Raw genomic sequence first — 17,113 nt, 5'->3', positions numbered from 1 at the left:
GTGCAGATGCAAGGCGTCCGAGACCGATGGCGAAGGGAGTGTACTTAAGTACATAACCGAGCCAGAGTGTCGAAGGCAACGCAGCAGATGCGCTGCTATGCAAACGTCTTCGATTGAAATAGCTTTTGACCACCGCCCCAGCGCCCACTGCGAGAATGGCGTCACCCGCAACCTGCTGCATTTCTACGGCTACGACTACTCCGAGCCGCTCGTCTTCGGCCTCTCCGCCTCGCTCTACTTCGTCCATCTGCCCTTCGTCCGCCTGGCCGGCTTCCCCGTGACGTCGTTCCGCCCCCTGCCCGGCATGATCTTCTCACGCACCACGCGCCTGCTCGGCTTCGGTACGCGGCAACACATCTACTTCAACCACTCGCGGGCCGAACGCAAGCTCGACCGCCTGCTGGCCGAGGGCACACCCACGGGCGTCGTGGTGAGCATGTACTTCCTGCCCTACATGCCTGCGGAATACCGCTTCCATTTCAATGCGCACAACATTGCCGTCTTTGGCAAGGATGGCGACGACTACCTGGTCAGCGACCCGATCGCGATGGAGAAGGTGCGACTCTCGGCGCGCGACATGATGCGCGCCCGCTTCGCCCGCGGCACCTATCCGCCCATGGGCAAGCTCTACTACATCCGCTCGCTGCCCCGGCACACGCCCGACCTGCCGCCGCTTGTGCGCCGCGCCATCCTCACGAACTGCAACCGCATGATCCATCAGCCCGGGCCGATGCCTTGGGTGGGCATCAACACGTTCGACTATCTCGGCCGACAAATCCCCCGCTTCCCGCAGCAGTACGGGCCAAAGCGAGCCGCGCTCCATTTGGCGCAACTGATCCGCATGATGGAGGAGATCGGCACCGGCGGCGCCGGCTTCCGCTTCCTCTACGCCGCCTTCCTGCAAGAGGCCGCCGACGTGACTGGCATCCCCGCCCTCAACGAGCTATCCGCCCGCCTGACCGACATCGGCGACCAATGGCGACGCTTCGCCGCCAACGCCGGGCGCGTCTGCAAGAACCGCTCGTCGGCCGACGTTGACTACCGCACGCTCGGCGCCGATCTGAAGGCCATCGGCGGCATGGAACGTACACTCTTCACGGATCTGGAACGGGTAGTGAGAAGTAGTAAAGGGTAGTGAGAAGTAGTTTGAAGTAGTAGAAAGTAGGAGCAGGCCTGTCTGTCCGCCCGATTTTTCACACCCTCTTGGTACCCGGCCAAATTGGCCGGCGTCCCTGACGCCTTGATCTTCTTTTGCTTCTTTTCTTCCACCAAGGGAAGAAAAGAAGACCGTAGAGGCGCATCGTATATGCCCCGGCTCCCGGCACTTGTAACTCGTAACCATTCACTCGTAACTATACATGACATCTGCCATCGACATCCGCGACCTCCGCAAGACGTATCGCGGCGCCGCTGCACCGTCTGTCGACGGACTCACGCTGCACGTCTCCGAGGGCGAATTCTTCGGGCTACTCGGCCCCAATGGCGCAGGCAAGACGACGACGCTCTCCATCCTCGCCGGCCTCCTACCGTTCGACGGCGGCACGGTGCATCTCTGCGGCCTCGACATACGCCGCGACCGTGCCCGCATCCGTCCGCTGATCGGCGTCGTGCCGCAAGACATTGCCCTCTATCCCGAACTCACCGCCGCAGAGAACCTTCACTTCTTCGGTCGCATGCACGGCCTGCCCACCCGCACGCTCCGCGAACGCATCGACACGGATGTGAACCGCCTCGACCTCCGCGCCCACCTGCACAAACGCATCGAACACCTCTCTGGCGGCATGAAGCGCAAGCTCAACCTCCTCGTCGCCTTGCTCCATCGCCCCCGTATCCTCTTCCTCGACGAGCCGACCGTGGGCGTCGATGTGCATTCCCGGCAAGAGATCATCGCGCACCTCCGCGCCCTCAACACCGACGGCATGACGATCATCTACACCTCGCACGATATGGTCGAGGCCGAGCGACTCTGCACCCGCGTAGCCCTCATGAACCGCGGCGCAACCGTCTGCGAAGGCACGCCCGACGCCTTGCTTGCCGAGGCGCGCATGCCCTCGCTCGAAGCCCTCTTTATCGCCCGGACGGAGGAGGCCGGACGCGCATGAAGCTCGCCGCATTATTCCGCAAAGACCTGCTGCTGCTCCTGCGCGATCCGTGGGGGCTCGTCTTACTGTTCCTGATGCCGTGGGCGCTCGTGATCCTTATGGCCAGCTTGCAGGACAGCACCTTCCGCACCCTCGACGAACAGCACATCCCCCTCCTCTTGCTGAACGAAGACGCCGATTCGCTCGGCAACACCGTCAGCCGCGAGCTAGCCGATAGCCACCTCTTCGACATTACCTCCACGGCGCCCGACGGTCAGCCGCTGACAGCCGAGGCGGTGGAAACGGCCGTGGCGCGGGGCGATTACCTGATCGGCGTCGTCATCCCGTCCGGCACCACCGACCGTCTGCGGCAACGCGTAGCGCGAGGCGTCGCACAAGCCTTCGGTGGCGAAGAGGATAGCGTGAGTGAATCCGAGGCAGACACCCTCTCGGCTCAACCGCTTGAGATCCGTCTATGGGTCGACCCGACCGCAAAGCCGTCCTTTCGGGCCACGCTGCTCAGCGCCGTCCGCGAACACATGCTCACGGTCCAGAATCGGCTCCTGCTCGGTGAAATCTCGCGTCACGTCAACCGCCTTATCCCTATGCCCATCGATTTAGAGATGGAGACGGAAGGCTGGATCACGGTCCAAGAGTCCTACGCCCGCACCTCCTCCACCACCGACCTGCTGCCTAACGCTACGCAGCACAACGTGCCGGCCTGGAGCATGTTCGCCGTCTTCTTCATCGTCATCTCGCTGGCCGGGAACATGATCCGCGAGCGCGAAACGGGCTGCTTTGCTCGCCTCCTGACCATGCCCTGTCCCTACGCCCTCTACCTCACGGGCAAGGTGCTCGTCCACCTCCTCGTCTGCCTCTTGCAGCTCGCCCTGCTTCTCCTCACCGGCCTCTACCTCATGCCCCACCTCGGCCTACCGCCCCTCCGCCTCGGCCACGACCATGTCGCCCTCGCCCTGATGTGCATCGCCGTCTCGCTGTCGGCTGTGGGTTACGGCTTGGCCATCGGCAGTGTAGCCCGCACGGCACAACAGGCGAGCATCTTCGGCGCCGTGTCCGTCGTCATCTTGGCGGCCATCGGCGGCGTGTGGATCCCCACGTTCGTCATGCCACCCCTTATGCGCACCGTCGCCCGCATTTCACCCCTGAACTGGGGATTGGAAGGCTTCAACACGCTCTTCGTACGGGGCGGCGGACTGTCGGATGTGGCCCCCTATGCCGCAGCCTCACTCGTTTTCTTCGCCATCATGCTCGGCGTGGCGATCGTCAGACGGAAAATGAAAAGCTAACAGAGAGAAGTGGCCGGTGAACCGGCAAAACGGCCTACCTGCATCGGCGGGTATAACGTGAGTTCGGCCTAAGAACTTGCAAGCCTCCAAGAAATAAGCAACAGGCATTGCGCAGGTTGCGCCAATCCCAAAGCTTTTACCGAGACGGCGGCGCAGGTTGCGCAACTCCCAAAGCATTTGCCGCGACGTCTGCGCAGGTTGCGCAACTCCCAAAGCATTTGCCGCGACGTCTGCGCAGGTTGCGCCGATCCCAAAGCATTTGCCGAGACAGCGGCGCAGGTTGCGCAACTCCCAAAGCATTTGCCGCGACGTCTGCGCAGGTTGCGCAACTCCCAAAGCATTTACCGCGACGTCTGCGCAGGTTGCGCAACTCCCAAAGCATTTGCCGCGACATCGGCGCAGGTTGCGCCGCTATGCGAAGGTCTCCCCTCTGTAATCGATGAACTTGATCAGCTTACGGCTCGTCGGTGGCATCTGCTTGCGGGCGATCAGCTCAGCCGGCGCGAAGACAATGTCCGGCGCAACACGCACTTTGGACCGAAAGAGATCTTTGAGACGCTTCTCGAAGCCTTCGTCAGCCGACTCGCCGGCACCGACCAGGATGCGTATGCCGTCCGTGCCGATGGCGTTGGTGTAGACTTCGACGATGTAGTTCGTGACTTCGGGCACGTTGTCGAGGATGTCGTAGAGGGCGGCCGGATAGAGCGCTGTGCCCTTGAATTTGATCATCTGCCCTTTGCGACCGATGATCGGGCCGACACGTAACGAGTGACGGCCGCAGGCGCAGGGATCTTCGAAATGGCGGCAGACGTCGCCCGTCTTGAAACGGACAACTGGCATACCCTCCACGCCCAGGGTGGTGATGGTAATCTCGCCTGGCTCGTCGGGGCCGACGGGGCGGTTGTCGTCGTCGAGAAACTCCACGATGGTCAAGTCGGGCTTGTGGTGCGAGCCGCATTGATGTTCGCACTCCATGAAGGACGATTGCATCTCGGTGGAGGCATAGTTGACGTGTAGCGACAGCTCGGGCCAGAGATCGTGAATCTTGCGGCCGAGTAGGTTCAGCTCGTGGGTGTCGGTGCGGACTGTTTCGCCGACACAGAAGGCGCGGCGGAGGCTACAGTTCCGGTAATCGATGCCTTGAGCGCGGGCGTAGTCGATCAATTTGAGGATGAAGGAGGGTACGCACACGCAGACGGTCGGGCGGAGACGCCGGATCATGTTCCATTGCAGTTCGGGGATGCCGTTGCCCACGCGGACGATGGCCGACCCGAGGCGGAAGCTGCCCAGGAGGCACGCTTGACCGGCCATGAAGCAGCGGTCGTTGGTGGCCATGAGTTGGATGACATCGTCCGGGCGACAGCCGCAGATCTCGTACGAGAGGTATTCGCTGAGCGCGAGGCGATCGAGGTCGTGGCGGGTGTCGGCGAAGGTGACCGGCTCGCCGAGGGTGCCGGAGGTGGTGACGTAGTCGAGGATCTCGGTGCGGGGGACGCAGAGGAAATCCTCGTTGTGGCGTTGGAGGTCTTCCTTGGTCGTGACGGGGAGTCGCACGAGGTCTTCGAGGCGCCGGATGCTGCTGACGTCGATGCCGGCTTCGGCGAATCGGCGGCGGTAGAAGGGCGACCGTTCATTGACGTAAGCCAGTGTCTCGACGAGGCACTGCTCTTGATAGGCTTTGATCTCCGCCTGAGGGAGATACTGAAAGGCTACACTATCCATGATGTGACACGAAAAATAAAAAGCTACAAACGAGCGATCGGCAGGCGGCCGCCCACCGATCGAAGCCGCCGATGGTTACTGGCAATGCTGCTTCATGAGACGTTCGACCACGGGATCGCCCAGCTCTTTGGCGCGTTCGAAGGCCCGACAGCCCTCGGCCTTCTTTCCGCTGCGGACGAGGCAGAGCCCGAGCAGACGGTGGCCCGCCGAGAAGTCGGGGGCCTGCGCAATGCAGCGCTCCAGGCTCTGTCGGGCCTTGGCGAAGTCCTGCTTGCGGAGGTAGATGGAGCCCTCTTCGGCCAGGTAGAGCGCGTTGTTGGGGTCGCCCTCGAGTGCGAGGCGGATGTCGGAGAGGGCGCCGTCCATATCGTTCGCCCGGAACTTAGCCTGCTCGCGGTAGTAGTAGAAGCGCGGCAAGACTTCGCCACCCGTGAGGGCATAGTAGCGGTCGTACAGCTTTACGGCCTCAGCGAATTGGCCGCGGCGCATGCGCATATCGACGGCGTCCATGATGTACGTGGCCGCGTCGGTCGGGTTGACGCCCGTGGCGCGTGTGATGGCGCTATCCATGAGCATAAACATGCGGGTGGTGTCGGGGGCCTCGAGCTGCTCCTCGGTCTTGGCGGCCATGTAAAACGAAGAGGCCGAGGCGCCGGGGCCTTGATTGACGCGTGCATAGTCGGCGGCCGCCTTGGGGTAGTCGCCGCGGAAAAAGGCGATGTCGGCCTCGAGCTGTCGGTAGAGGGGGCGGTCGTCTGCGGCGATGGCCTTAGCGATCCAGTCGGCGGCGCGGTCCATCGTCCAGCCGGGAGCCGTGAGGGTGGAGTCGGCGGCGGAGACGCCATAGATGAGCTTCGCGTGGTTGTAGTAGCCCTCGGCGACATTGTCTCCGAACAGCTTCTGCGCCGACGCTAAGTCCGCCTCAGCCCGGCTGAGCAGCTGCTGCTCGGTGCCCACGTCGGAGAGCTTTTTCCGCTGGTAGACGTAGTGCGAAGCCCGCGTCAGGTAACCATCCGGGGAGCTGGGGAAGGTGGCGATGAAGTCGTCCAGGGTGGCGAGATAGGCGTGCGCGTCCTGCTGGGCGGCGTAGAGCATGAGGGCCACGAGCGCCTCGTCGGCCGAGCTGGCCCAAGCCGTCCGGATGCCGATGGAGGAGTAGACTTTGTTCAGGACATCGGTTGCCGCCGGCCGCAGACTCATGATGTAAGCCAGATCAATGCCGTACGTCTTGCCCTTGCCCGAGGCGTCGGCCTGCGCCAGGGCAAACGCCTGGCCGCCCTCGTTCAGCAGCGGCGCACTGACCTGTTCGCGCGTGAGGGGCATGTCGACGCGGTAGTAGCCATACTGTTCCTTGATGCGGGTCACCTCCGAGATCGGGCCCACGGCCGGCGCCGCGCCCTTAGCCGACGAGGCGGGGATGAGGTAAGCCCGATCTCCGACGGCGGGCTGGCTCACGGCTGGGGTCAAGCCGGGCAGTTTCTTCTGCGAGCTAACCTTGAACCGGATCACGTCGTACAGATCATCCGCGCCGAGGATGCAGACCACCGGCAGGCGCCCGCCGTCGGCATCGATCACCGTGGCCCGATCGGCGCCTATAAATAAGGTATAGTTAGAGACGGCCTCGCCCTGGTCGCCCACAAAAAATCCCGTGCCGCGCGTGACATTGCCACTCTTGTCCGTGGCCTCAATCGTAAAGACCGACCGCCGCGCCCGTTCGGCCCACTTCGGCGCTTTCTGCGCCAGCAACATTCCGCCGCTCTGAATCAAGATCAAAGCGCACACTAACCAACTCGTCTTATTCATCTTATCCGTATTAAAATTCATGGGCGCAAAAGTACGCCGTCCTTCATTTCCTCTTTCCCATCGCCGGCCGCGGGTCAGTCCGTGCCGTCCAAGCGCGATCCATCGGCGGCCGCCAAGCCCCCGAAGCCGCCAAAAAAATGCACAGATGGGGCGTCTGAGCAAAAAGACGCCTCGTTGGAAACCATTTTGAGGGTGTCTGAGCAAAAAGACGCCCCGTTGGAAACCATTTTGAGGGTGTCTGAGCAAAAAGACGCCCCGTTGGAAACCATTTTGAGGGTGTCTGAGCAAAAAGACGCCCCGTTGGAAACCATTTTGAGGGTGTCTGAGCAAAAAGACGCCCCGTTGGAAACCATTTTGAGGGTGTCTGAGCAAAAAGACGCCCCGTCGGAGTGTCCAACGGGGGCGTCCGAGCAAAAAGACGCCCCATTGGAAACCATTTTGAGGGTGTCTGACCGCCAGCCGCTCCCGTTGGACATTCCGACAAGGGCACCCAAGCGTCAGCCGCTCCCATTGGAAAACATTTTAGGGGCGAATGGGTGTCATCGGCCCATAAAATGGTTTCCGACAAGGGCGCCCAAGCGTCAGCCGCTCCCATTGGAAAACATTTTAGAGGCGAATGGGTGTCATCGGCCCATAAAATGGTTTCCGACGGGGGCGAATGGGCGTCGGGCGCACGTATCGGAAAACATTCCGGGGGCGAATGAACGTCGGCGGCCATTGTCGGACGTCCGTGTAGGGGCGCAAAAGCATACGCCCCCCATATTTCCGGTAGGAAACAATAGCGCCCAACAGGCATCCGCCGCAATTGGATTCCATTTTATAGGCGGATGGGCGTCGACCGCCGCCGTCGGATTTGTCCCCTACGGGGTCATTTGAAGGGGCGTATGCAATACGCCCCTACCCTACCGGCGGATGGGACGCGATGACCTATAAAATAGATTCCGACTGGGGGCGAACGAACGACAGCGGCCATTGTCGGACATCCGTGTAGGGGCGTATTGCATACGCCCCCCATGTTCCCGGTAGGAAACAATAGCGCCTATCGGGTATCCGCCGCCGTCGGAAACCATTTCGGAGGCGAATGGGCGTCGGGCGCCGCCGTCGGATTTGTCCCCTACGGGGCCATTTGAAGGGGCGTATGCAATACGCCCCTACCCTACCGGCGGATGGGACGCGATGGCCTATAAAATGGATTCCGACGGGGGCGAATGAACGACAGCGGCCATTGTCGGACGTCCGTGTAGGGGCGCAAAAGCATACGCCCCCTCATGTTCCCGGTAGGGAACAATAGCGCCCGACAGGTATCCGCCGCAATCGGGAAACATTTCGGGGGCGAACAAACGTCAGCGGCCATTGTCGGACGTCCGTGTAGGGGCGTATTGCATACGCCCCCATGTTCATGGCCGAGAACAATAGCGCCCGACAGAGATCCGCCGCAATCGAAAAACATTTTGGGGGCGAATGAACGTCAGGCGCCGCCGTCGGATTTGTCCCCTGCGGGGCCATTTGAAGGGGCGTATGCAATACGCCCCTACCCTACCGGCGGATGGGACGCGATGGCCTATAAAATGGTTTCCGACGGGGGCGGATGAACGATAGCGGCCATTGTCGAACGTCCGTGTAGGGGCGTATTGCATACGCCCCCGATGTTCCCGGCAGGGAACAATAGCGCCCAACAGGGACCCGCCGCCGTCGGATTTGTCCCCTGCGGGGCCATTTGAAGGGGCGTATGCAATACGCCCCTACCCTACCGGCGGATGGGACGCGGTGGCCCGTGAAATGGTTTCCGACAGAGGCGAATGGACGACAGCGGCCATTGTCGAACGTCCGTGTAGGGGCGTATTGCATACGCCTCCCATGTTCATGGCCGAGAACAATAGCGCCCGACAGGTATCCGCCGCAATCGGATTCCATTTTATAGGCGGATGGGTGTCGACCGCCGCCGTCGGATTTGTCCCCTGCGGGGATATCTGAAGGGGCGTATGCAATACGCCCCTACCCTACCGGCGGATGGGCGTCGGGCGCACACATCGGAAACCATTTCGGGGGCCAATGGATAGCGGTGGCCCGTAAAAAGGTTTCTGACGGAAGCGAATCAGCGTTTTGGGCGCCTATTAGATTCCAAGTTATAAGCAAATGAATGCTGATGGCTTACGAAACAACATCCGACGACGGGCTACTGGAGGCGAAAGTTCAATTTGTAATTTATTTTTCCTCCAACTGAATGAATAACAGAAAGATTCAAGCTATCTTTGCAATGGAAAAGCTGGAAACAAGCAGCTAAAACGGATTTATTTACTCGCAACAATACACGATACACTTATGGGTGAAAGAATGAAAATGAAGCAAGAGAAAGCTGAGGCCTTGAAGCAGACTATCCTGAACGTGGCCTACGAGCTGTTCCTGACGCACGGATACGAAAAGGTCTGTCTGGCAGACATTGAGCAGGGCGCGGGAGCGACCCGCGGAAGCCTCATCTACCATTACCGGAGCAAAGAGACCCTGCTCCTACTCACCTCGGAGAAGTTCATCGCCGACTTTTTCCGCGACACCTGCCCCGACGAGGAGGTGATAAACAGCCGGACGCCGCTGAAGGACTATCTGAAGGCGTTCGTCCAGATGGTAGAAGCGCAGGTCAGGCATTTCAAGGAGAACATAGTCAAAGACACGAAGGTCACGTCGGCCTCGTCGATCAACTTCATGATTCACCTCTGCACCCTGAGTGCCTCCTTCAAACGGGCGCTGCAAGCGTTCCACACGACGCAACTGGGCTACTGGTCGGAGGTCATCAACCGGGCCAAGGCGTGCGGCGAAATCCGCCAGGCGCTCAGTACCGTCACCCTGGGCGACACCTTCGTCCACATCCTTTCCGGTATCATCTTCCAGAGCGCCGTCTGCCACCAAGAGATCCCCCTCGACCAGCTCCAAGACGAGTGGGACAACTTCTACCAGACTACCATCGAGGCGTAGTGTCCGCCCCGCCTCGGCCCGTGCGCCGGCGACAACGTGCACGACGTGGGCCGACGATTGCACACGGCCCCCGAACCTATATGCCCCCTGCGGAAACGTCTGGGGGCATGTTCATTTTCGTCCCTACCCCTACCCGCCGATGGGCGACGGCGGCCGCCGGCGGGGGGTGTCGGCGGGAGCCACGGAGCGAAAGAAGCTCCAGCCATGAAGGAAAATAGACCGAATAGTATGCAGGTTGCTCTCGCCCTGCTTATTTTTGGGGTCGACAAGCCGAACGAGGCTATCCATCTACAACCCTTTAACCCCCATTCAACCATTCCCGCTTATGATCCAGAAAACGAACAAGAACGAACTGAGAAAGACTGAGACAAAAGGCCGCATTCTCTGGGCCGCATTCAAGCTGTTCCTGGCACACGGATACCATGCCGTCAGCTTTATGAGCATCGAACAAGTATCCCAAGTCACCAGAGGGGCCATCTTCTATCATTTCAGAAACAAAGAAGATCTGCTCAGGGGCGTAGCAGAGAAATTCGTCATCGACTTTTTGCAGAGTAGCCCCTCGGCGGACGAGATCATAGACGACCAGACGCCCTTGAGGAGCTTCTTGGACGCACAGATCCGCCAAATAGAACAGCGGGTGCAGCTCTTCCTTGAACAAGTGGGCCCAGATAGTGACATTACGTCGGCCGATTTCATGAGTTTCCTGCTTTTCATCAACAAGTACGTAGCCGGTATCAAGCGGAAGCTCCAGGCGTACGAAGAGGCGCAAGCGCAGTGCTGGTCGGAGGCCATCCATCAAGGTCAGGAACGCGGCGAGATCCGGAAAGAGGTCGACACCGAGACCCTGTACAACGCCTTCCACTCCGTCTATGTCGGCATAGCGTTTCACGGCGCCGTCATCCACCAGCAGTTCGTCCTCGACCAGCTGCGCAAAGAGTGGGACTTCCTCTATCAGTTGGCCGCCGCCCATTAGCCGCCGCCCCCCCAATCGAAGGGGCGGGGCCATCCCATGTTATTTCTATAGATCCAAACACCATAAAACCCCTTCACGTGATGAAAACGAATCGCTTTTTTCGGCAGACAGCTCTCCTGCCGATCCTTGCAGCAAGCCTGCTGCTCACCGTTGCCGCCCGTGCACAACAGGGCATCACCGGCCGACTGACGAACGCCGCCGGCCAGCCCGTGGCACAGGCCGCCCTGATCCTCTCCGCCCCCGATTCCACCTACTTGGAGTCGGCCGTGAGCGAAGACGACGGCACCTTCCGCCTGCTTTCCACGGCCCGTCCCTACCTGCTCAGCGTGCAGCATTTGGCTTACGAGACACGCACCATCGCGGACTCTCGGAGCGACCTCGGCACGATCGTGCTGGAGCTCAAGGCGCAGACGCTCGAGGAGGTCGTCGTGCGCGCCGAACGCCCCATCGTCCGCGTGCAGAACGGCCGCCTGAGCTTTACACCGCAAGGCCTTACAAAATCGAAGATCCTCGCCACCGCCTTCGACCTCCTGGCCGAGACCCCAGGCCTGAAATCGACCGACGGCGAGTCAATCCGCCTCATCGCAATGGACCAGGCGCCCAGCCTGCTCATCAACGGTCGCCCCTCCACCCGCGATGCGGCCGCCACGCTGCTTTATGTAAAGTCACTGCCCGCCGATCGCGTCCTCCGCATCGAGGTGGCCCACACCGCGCCGCCGGAATGGAACGTCAAGGGCGCAGCCGTCAACATCATCCTCAAGGAGGGCCTCTCCGACCGCCTCACGGCGCAAGTCCAGACGCAGTGGGACAACAAACACGCGAACCGCTTCACCCAAACGGCTTCCGTTATGTATGCCTCGGGCAAGTTCTCCGCTGACCTACTCTACCGCCTGAGTTCCGGGCACGAGATCAGTCGGACAAACATGTACGTGCGGCACGCCGTCGGCAGCGACACGACCGAAATCCGCAACCACACCGACTACCGCTCGCACACCCCCGCCACCCATGACCTCTACCTGAACCTCGACTACGCCTTGGCCGACCGCCACCGCCTCAGCGTCTACTACAACGCACGGGTGACGCCCAACGAAACGTTTGACGACCGCTCCGTCAGCACCCTCACCGGCCGCAGCGATCAGCACGGCACCCTCCGTGACCACCTCCAAAGCATCGCAGCCGAATACATCCTCCGCGGATGGCGCGCAGGAGCGGAATACCTCTACTCCAACAGCCGGAGGGACTACACGGGTACCGTCGCCGGTCGCCCCATCGCCTATGATCGCTTCCAACGCATCGACCGACTGCACGGCTACCTCCGCGGGCGCCACGCACTCTCCGAACGGATCAGCCTGCGCTACGGCGCCGACTACACCCGCACCCGCAACCACAGCGAACAGACCGGCGCCGCGCCCGTCACGTCCGACGAAGACATCGCCAACGCCTACGTGGGCACGGACATCTCCTTTGCGGGCGACCGCGCGAACCTCTCCGCCTCCCTCGCCGGCGAAGGCTACCGCATCCGGGACTACCGTCGGCAGTCGATCCTCCCCGACGTTTCCATTAGCTATACCCCGACGGACGACCACGCCCTCACTCTCGGCTGGCAGGCCTTCCACAACTACCCCGCTTACTGGTATCGCCAGACGTACCGCCGCGAGGTGGACGGCTACGAGGTTAACCTCGGCAACCCCGACCTGCGCGTGGCCCGATACAACATCGCAAGCCTGAACTACGTCTACCGCTCGCGCTACGCCTTCAACGTCTACTACTACCACGTCCGCGACGCCTTCTTCACGCAGCTCTACCAGTCGCCCGACCGCCTCGAGCTGATCAAGCAAATCACCAACACAGATTTGTCGCATGTCTGGGTGCTATCGGCTTCCGTCCCGGTCACCATCGGCGGCCGCTGGTTCCTGACCTTCGCCCCCACGGCCTACCACGAGCACTACCGGACGGAGCACTGGCACGATCTTTCCTTCGACGTCGCAGGTTGGGCGGGCGGTATGAACGTCAGCAGCCAGCTCAGCCTCCTCTCCCGCCCCCGCCTGACCTTCACCACCGACGGCTATTACTACTCCGGCGGCCGACAAGGCATACAGAAATCCAGCGAGAGCTGGGGCGTCAATGCGGGTCTACAATTAGCACTGCTCAAGGAGGAATCGCTGCTGATCGCTCTCAACGTGAACGACCTCTTCGAGAGCGCCACGCCGATAGCCCGCACCCGATATCAGTCGCAGTGGAGCGACTACGACTACACAGGCGGGATCAGTCGCTCCGTCATGCTCCGCCTCACCTACCGCTTCAGCCGTTACAAGGAGAAGCAGCGCCGCGAGGCCGATCGCTCACGAATAGGCATCCAGTGAGCGCAAGACGTGGGTCTTGCCCACAAAGAACAAGTCCTGCCGGCGGGAGAAATGGCGTATGCTTTTGCGCCTCTCTTCCCACCGGCAGGACTCGTTCGTTTTTAGTTTTCCGTAGTTAGTTCTTCCTCTTCCCGTGTCGCCACAGCTGATAGCTGTTGATGATGTTTTGCCAGAGGATGTAACCCGACGGTGCGACAGCCGTCAGCGGATGGAGGTACGTCTGGGCCATCCAAATGGCAAGGATCGTATTCTTCTGCCCGAGGCCTTGGCCGGACGAGATCGGATCACCGTAACGACGGCCGATGCACCGTCCGATGAGGAATTGCGCCACGCACAGCACGAGCGAGACGAGGAGTAGCCCCACTACCGTCCTCGGATTCTCGCCGCCGTGCTCGATCAGGAAGCGAACAGTGACCGACGTGACGATGAACAGCGAAAAGGCCCACAGATAAAACGACATGCGGGGCGCACGGAGCATGACGCGCCGCAATCCGGGCGCAAACCGACGGATGGCGAAGGCCGTGAACAGAGGTAATAGGAGGAGCGTAAAGACGCGTTTGCAGACGTACAGGAGCGCCTGAATGAAGGGCAGGTTTTCGCTGCCGTAAATGCCGATCAGGGAGAAGTAGACGGGAGCGACGGGCGCCACGGTGACGTTGCAGAGGATGACGTAGGAAGTGAGGAAGCCCACGTCGCCGCCCAACATACCCGTGACGACAGGCGCGGAGGCGGCCGTAGGCGTCAGCAGACAGAGCAGGGCGCCGCTGGCGATGATCCGGTCGACGGGGTGCAACAGCAGGTAGAGGCCGCCGCTGCCCATCAGTTGGACAAGCAGCAGCCACACGTGCTCACGACGCAGACGGATGTCGCCCGGCTCGATCTTGCTGAAGGTGAAGAGTAGCATGGCGAAGATCAAGTACGGCGTCAGGAAGGCCAGGCGGCTGACCCACGGATAGGTCAGCGCACCGGCCAACATGGCGATCGGCAGCATCCAGTCTTTGAAAAACTTCAGCATCCCTCCGCGCCCTTTCAGTCGATGGGAATGTATTGCACGAAGGCCTCGATGGCTTCGTAAGCCGCCAGCCCGAGGTGCTTGTACATCTCGGCCGTGGCGCGGTTGCGATCCTCGGCGCGCTGCCAGAAGAGTCGCTCGTCGTCGCCGAGGTACGGCGCGCTCTCGGCCTGCGACTGGTGCTTGAGGATGGCGTTACGCTTGTAGCGCAGCTCCTCGGGACTGATGGGCACAGCCATCTCGATATGGTCCATCTCCCACTCGGCCCACGCACCGCGGTACATCCAAATGCGGCAATCCTTCAGCCATTCCTCGCCCTTCATCTCGTCCACGGCGGCCAGGACGGCGTCGAGGCAGACCTTGTGCGTACCGTGCGGGTCGGCCAGGTCACCGGCCACGAACATCTGGTGCGGCTTGACCTCCGTCAGTAGTTGCTTGACGATGTCCACGTCGCGCTGCCCGAGCGGATTCTTCTTCACAAGCCCCGTCTCGTAGAAGGGCAGGTCGAGGAAGTGCACATGCTCATCCTTCACGCCCGAATAACGGCAGCCGTGGCGCGCCTCCTCGCGGCGGATCGTGCCCTTCATGAAGAGCACATCGGGGCGCTCAGGCTGGCCGTCCTCCTTCTTTTCGTAACGCAGATAGCGGATAATCTCCTCAGCCTTCTCACGAATGGGGGTCTCGCCCGGTGCGTAGCGCTCGCTGACGTCGCGCAGATACTCGCAATAGCGGATCACCTCGTCGTCGCCCACGGCAATGTTGCCCGACGTCTCGTAAGCCACGTGCACCTCATGCTGCTGGTCGCAGAGTCGGCGCAGTGTGCCGCCCATCGAGATCACGTCGTCGTCCGGGTGCGGACTGAAGACGATGACACGCTTCGGGTAGGGCTTAGCGCGCTCCGGACGGTTCGAGTCGTCGGCGTTGGGTTTGCCGCCCGGCCAACCCGTGATGGTGTGCTGAATGTCGTTGAAGATGCGAATGTTCACGTTGTAGGCCGAGCCGTAGAGGGCCAGCAGTTCGCCTAATCCGTGCTCGCTGTAATCCTTGTTGGTGAGCTTCAGGATGGGCTTATCGGTCTGCGCACAAAGCCAAACGATGGCGCGGCGAATCAGCTTATTATCCCACACGCACGGCGTGACGAGCCACGGGTGACTGATGCGTGTCAGTTGACCCGCAGCCGAGAGGTCGATCACGACCTTGGCGTTCGGGTGGTGTTGTAGACAGGTGGACGGCACGGCATCGCTCGCGGGGGCCTCGATCGTCTCACGGATGATCCGTGATTTGTTTTCTCCCCACGCCACGAGCACCACTTTGGCCGCCTCCATGAGCGTACCGAGGCCCATCGTGATCACGCCCGCGGGCACATTGTCGATCGACCGGAAGAGCTGCGCTGACTCCTTGCGCGAGGTGTCGTCCATGAGCACGAGGTGTGTACGCGAGCTAACGGACGTACCGGCGCTATTCACGCCAATCGTCCCCGCCTGCCCCACGCCGAGCAGCATGCAGTCGATGCCGCCACACTCGCGGATGCGCTGTTCGTAACGCCGGCAGAAGTCGTAGATGTCGTTCTTATCGATGAATCCGTCGGGGCTGTAGACGTTGCCCTTGGGGATGTCGACATGGTCAAGGAAGACCTCGCGCAGGAGGTGCATGTTGCTGTATGCCTCGTTCGCGAGCGGATAGAACTCGTAGATGAGGAAGACGACCACGTTGCGCAGGCTGAGTCCCTCCTCGCGGTGCATACGGATCAGCTGTCGGAAGATGGGGTACGGCGACCGTCCGCCAGGCACGGCCAGAACAAACTGTTTGCCCTCGCGTTGGCGTTCGCGGATGCTGGTGGCCAGTTCGCGGGCCAACTCTCCAGCGCCCTCCTCCATGGTGGCGTAGATATGCGTCCGGACCTTCTCGAATCGGGTCAGGAGGCTGTATTCATAGGCGTTCTCCGGTTTGTAATACTTCTCCGGGACGCGTGTCAGGGTAATCTGTGAGCTCAGGTTATTTCTCATTGCTGTATATATAAATGTATGATTCGGGCGCCAAAAGTAGCCGCGGGCGGCAAACTTCCCCGGCCCCGGTGTGGCCTTGATCTTCTTTTGCATCCTTTTCTTTCATCACGGGCAGAAAAGGATGTGGAAAGCAGGGATACCCTCGCTTATTCCTTCCCCTATATAAATAGGTATAGCAACCGCGCCACATTTCGGGTCACGTGAGTGCGAGGGCCGCCCCGTCATGCGACATTTTCACGTCGCTGCGTGCCAGCGGGCCCGTCATGCGACATTTTGGAGAGCCTGCGTGCCAGCGGAGCCGTCATGCCGCATTTTGGAGAGCCTGCGTGCCAGCGGCCTCGTCATGCGACATTTTGGAGAGCCTGCGTGCCAGCGGAGCCGTCATGCCGCATTTTGGAGAGCCTGCGTGCCAGCGGCCTCGTCATGCGACATTTTGAGGAGCCTGCGTACCAGCGGAGCCGTCAAGCGACTTTTTGGAGAGCCTGCGTGCCAGCGGCCTCGTCAAGCGACTTTTTGAGGAGCCTGCGTGCCAGCGGAGCTGTCAAGCGACTTTTTCGCGTCGCTGCGTGCCAGCGGAGCCGTCAAGCGACTTTTTCGCGCCACTTACGACCCAGCGGCCCCGTCAAGCGACTTTTTAGCGCCGCTGCGTGCCAGCGGAGCTGTCAAGCGACTTTTTAGCGCCACTTACGACCCAGCGGCCCCGTCAAGCGACTTTTTGGAGAGCCTGCGTGCCAGCGGAGCCGTCAAGCGGCTTGGCGACGTATGAAAGGCAGAAGATGTAGAGCGTCACGCCCACGATTCGTGCCATAATGACAGTGCTACGGCGTTCTGCAACGGGTCGGCACGGGGGCGTGGACAGGCCTCCGGCTCCGAGCG

10 protein-coding genes are annotated in these 17,113 nt (G+C 61.2%); 6 read left to right on the top strand and 4 right to left on the bottom strand.

Annotated elements, in window-relative coordinates; genetic code table 11:
* Positions 1–97 precede the first annotated feature (97 nt).
* The 3 genes from C7123_RS10120 (at position 98) to C7123_RS10110 (ending at position 3,388) form a co-directional block, all read left to right on the top strand.
* On the top strand, positions 98–1,135 hold the full coding sequence (locus C7123_RS10120; protein WP_159049899.1) for a BtrH N-terminal domain-containing protein: 1,038 nt from the start codon (positions 98–100) through the stop codon (positions 1,133–1,135).
* Positions 1,136–1,358: 223 nt separating this feature from the next.
* A complete protein-coding gene (locus C7123_RS10115) occupies positions 1,359–2,102 on the top strand; it encodes an ABC transporter ATP-binding protein (protein ID WP_069174947.1) in 744 nt (247 codons plus the stop codon).
* Positions 2,099–3,388, top strand: coding sequence for an ABC transporter permease (locus C7123_RS10110; protein ID WP_069174946.1), 1,290 nt, complete (start codon positions 2,099–2,101; stop codon positions 3,386–3,388). The genes C7123_RS10115 and C7123_RS10110 overlap by 4 nt, the downstream gene beginning before the upstream one ends.
* Positions 3,389–3,799: 411 nt before the next feature.
* Here the strand turns inward: C7123_RS10110 and C7123_RS10105 are convergent, their stop codons facing one another.
* Positions 3,800–5,110, bottom strand: coding sequence for a phenylacetate--CoA ligase family protein (locus tag C7123_RS10105; RefSeq protein ID WP_069174945.1), 1,311 nt, complete (start codon positions 5,108–5,110; stop codon positions 3,800–3,802).
* Between the two features lie 75 nt (positions 5,111–5,185).
* Positions 5,186–6,913, bottom strand: coding sequence for a trypsin-like peptidase domain-containing protein (locus C7123_RS10100; RefSeq protein ID WP_159049898.1), 1,728 nt, complete (start codon positions 6,911–6,913; stop codon positions 5,186–5,188).
* A 2,340-nt stretch (positions 6,914–9,253) separates the two neighbouring features.
* Here C7123_RS10100 and C7123_RS10090 point away from each other — a divergent pair.
* The 3 genes from C7123_RS10090 to C7123_RS10080 all read left to right on the top strand — a co-directional run bounded on the left by C7123_RS10090 (position 9,254) and on the right by C7123_RS10080 (position 13,219).
* Entirely contained in the window at positions 9,254–9,883 is a 630-nt protein-coding gene (locus C7123_RS10090; protein ID WP_159049897.1) for a TetR/AcrR family transcriptional regulator, read from the top strand.
* 325 nt (positions 9,884–10,208) lie between these two features.
* Positions 10,209–10,856, top strand: coding sequence for a TetR/AcrR family transcriptional regulator (locus tag C7123_RS10085; RefSeq protein WP_069174941.1), 648 nt, complete (start codon positions 10,209–10,211; stop codon positions 10,854–10,856).
* Between the two features lie 80 nt (positions 10,857–10,936).
* Entirely contained in the window at positions 10,937–13,219 is a 2,283-nt protein-coding gene (locus tag C7123_RS10080) for a TonB-dependent receptor (protein WP_069174940.1), read from the top strand.
* Positions 13,220–13,334: 115 nt separating this feature from the next.
* Here C7123_RS10080 and C7123_RS10075 read toward each other — a convergent pair whose 3' ends face one another.
* Both C7123_RS10075 and C7123_RS10070 read right to left on the bottom strand, forming a co-directional pair.
* On the bottom strand, positions 13,335–14,234 hold the full coding sequence (locus C7123_RS10075; protein ID WP_069174939.1) for a transporter: 900 nt from the start codon (positions 14,232–14,234) through the stop codon (positions 13,335–13,337).
* Positions 14,235–14,248: 14 nt separating this feature from the next.
* A complete protein-coding gene (locus C7123_RS10070) occupies positions 14,249–16,237 on the bottom strand; it encodes a glucosamine-6-phosphate deaminase (RefSeq protein WP_069176334.1) in 1,989 nt (662 codons plus the stop codon).
* Positions 16,238–17,113: the final 876 nt, after the last annotated feature.

It is taken from the genome of Tannerella serpentiformis (genome assembly GCF_003033925.1).
GTDB lineage: Bacteria > Bacteroidota > Bacteroidia > Bacteroidales > Tannerellaceae > Tannerella > Tannerella serpentiformis.
The sequence above is the reverse complement of the archived record's forward strand: the minus strand, read 5'-3'. Positions and strand labels throughout refer to the sequence as shown.

What these genes read in the sequence shown, in the direction of transcription:
- C7123_RS10110 (WP_069174946.1), top strand. Translation starts at nt 2,099, where the DNA reads ATGAAGCTCGCCGCATTATTCCGCAAAGACCTGCTGCTGCTCCTGCGC.
- C7123_RS10105 (WP_069174945.1), bottom strand. Translation starts at nt 5,110, where the DNA reads ATGGATAGTGTAGCCTTTCAGTATCTCCCTCAGGCGGAGATCAAAGCC.
- C7123_RS10115 (WP_069174947.1), top strand. Translation starts at nt 1,359, where the DNA reads ATGACATCTGCCATCGACATCCGCGACCTCCGCAAGACGTATCGCGGC.
- C7123_RS10085 (WP_069174941.1), top strand. Translation starts at nt 10,209, where the DNA reads ATGATCCAGAAAACGAACAAGAACGAACTGAGAAAGACTGAGACAAAA.
- C7123_RS10070 (WP_069176334.1), bottom strand. Translation starts at nt 16,237, where the DNA reads ATGAGAAATAACCTGAGCTCACAGATTACCCTGACACGCGTCCCGGAG.
- C7123_RS10120 (WP_159049899.1), top strand. Translation starts at nt 98, where the DNA reads ATGCAAACGTCTTCGATTGAAATAGCTTTTGACCACCGCCCCAGCGCC.
- C7123_RS10080 (WP_069174940.1), top strand. Translation starts at nt 10,937, where the DNA reads ATGAAAACGAATCGCTTTTTTCGGCAGACAGCTCTCCTGCCGATCCTT.
- C7123_RS10090 (WP_159049897.1), top strand. Translation starts at nt 9,254, where the DNA reads ATGAAGCAAGAGAAAGCTGAGGCCTTGAAGCAGACTATCCTGAACGTG.
- C7123_RS10075 (WP_069174939.1), bottom strand. Translation starts at nt 14,234, where the DNA reads ATGCTGAAGTTTTTCAAAGACTGGATGCTGCCGATCGCCATGTTGGCC.
- C7123_RS10100 (WP_159049898.1), bottom strand. Translation starts at nt 6,913, where the DNA reads ATGAATAAGACGAGTTGGTTAGTGTGCGCTTTGATCTTGATTCAGAGC.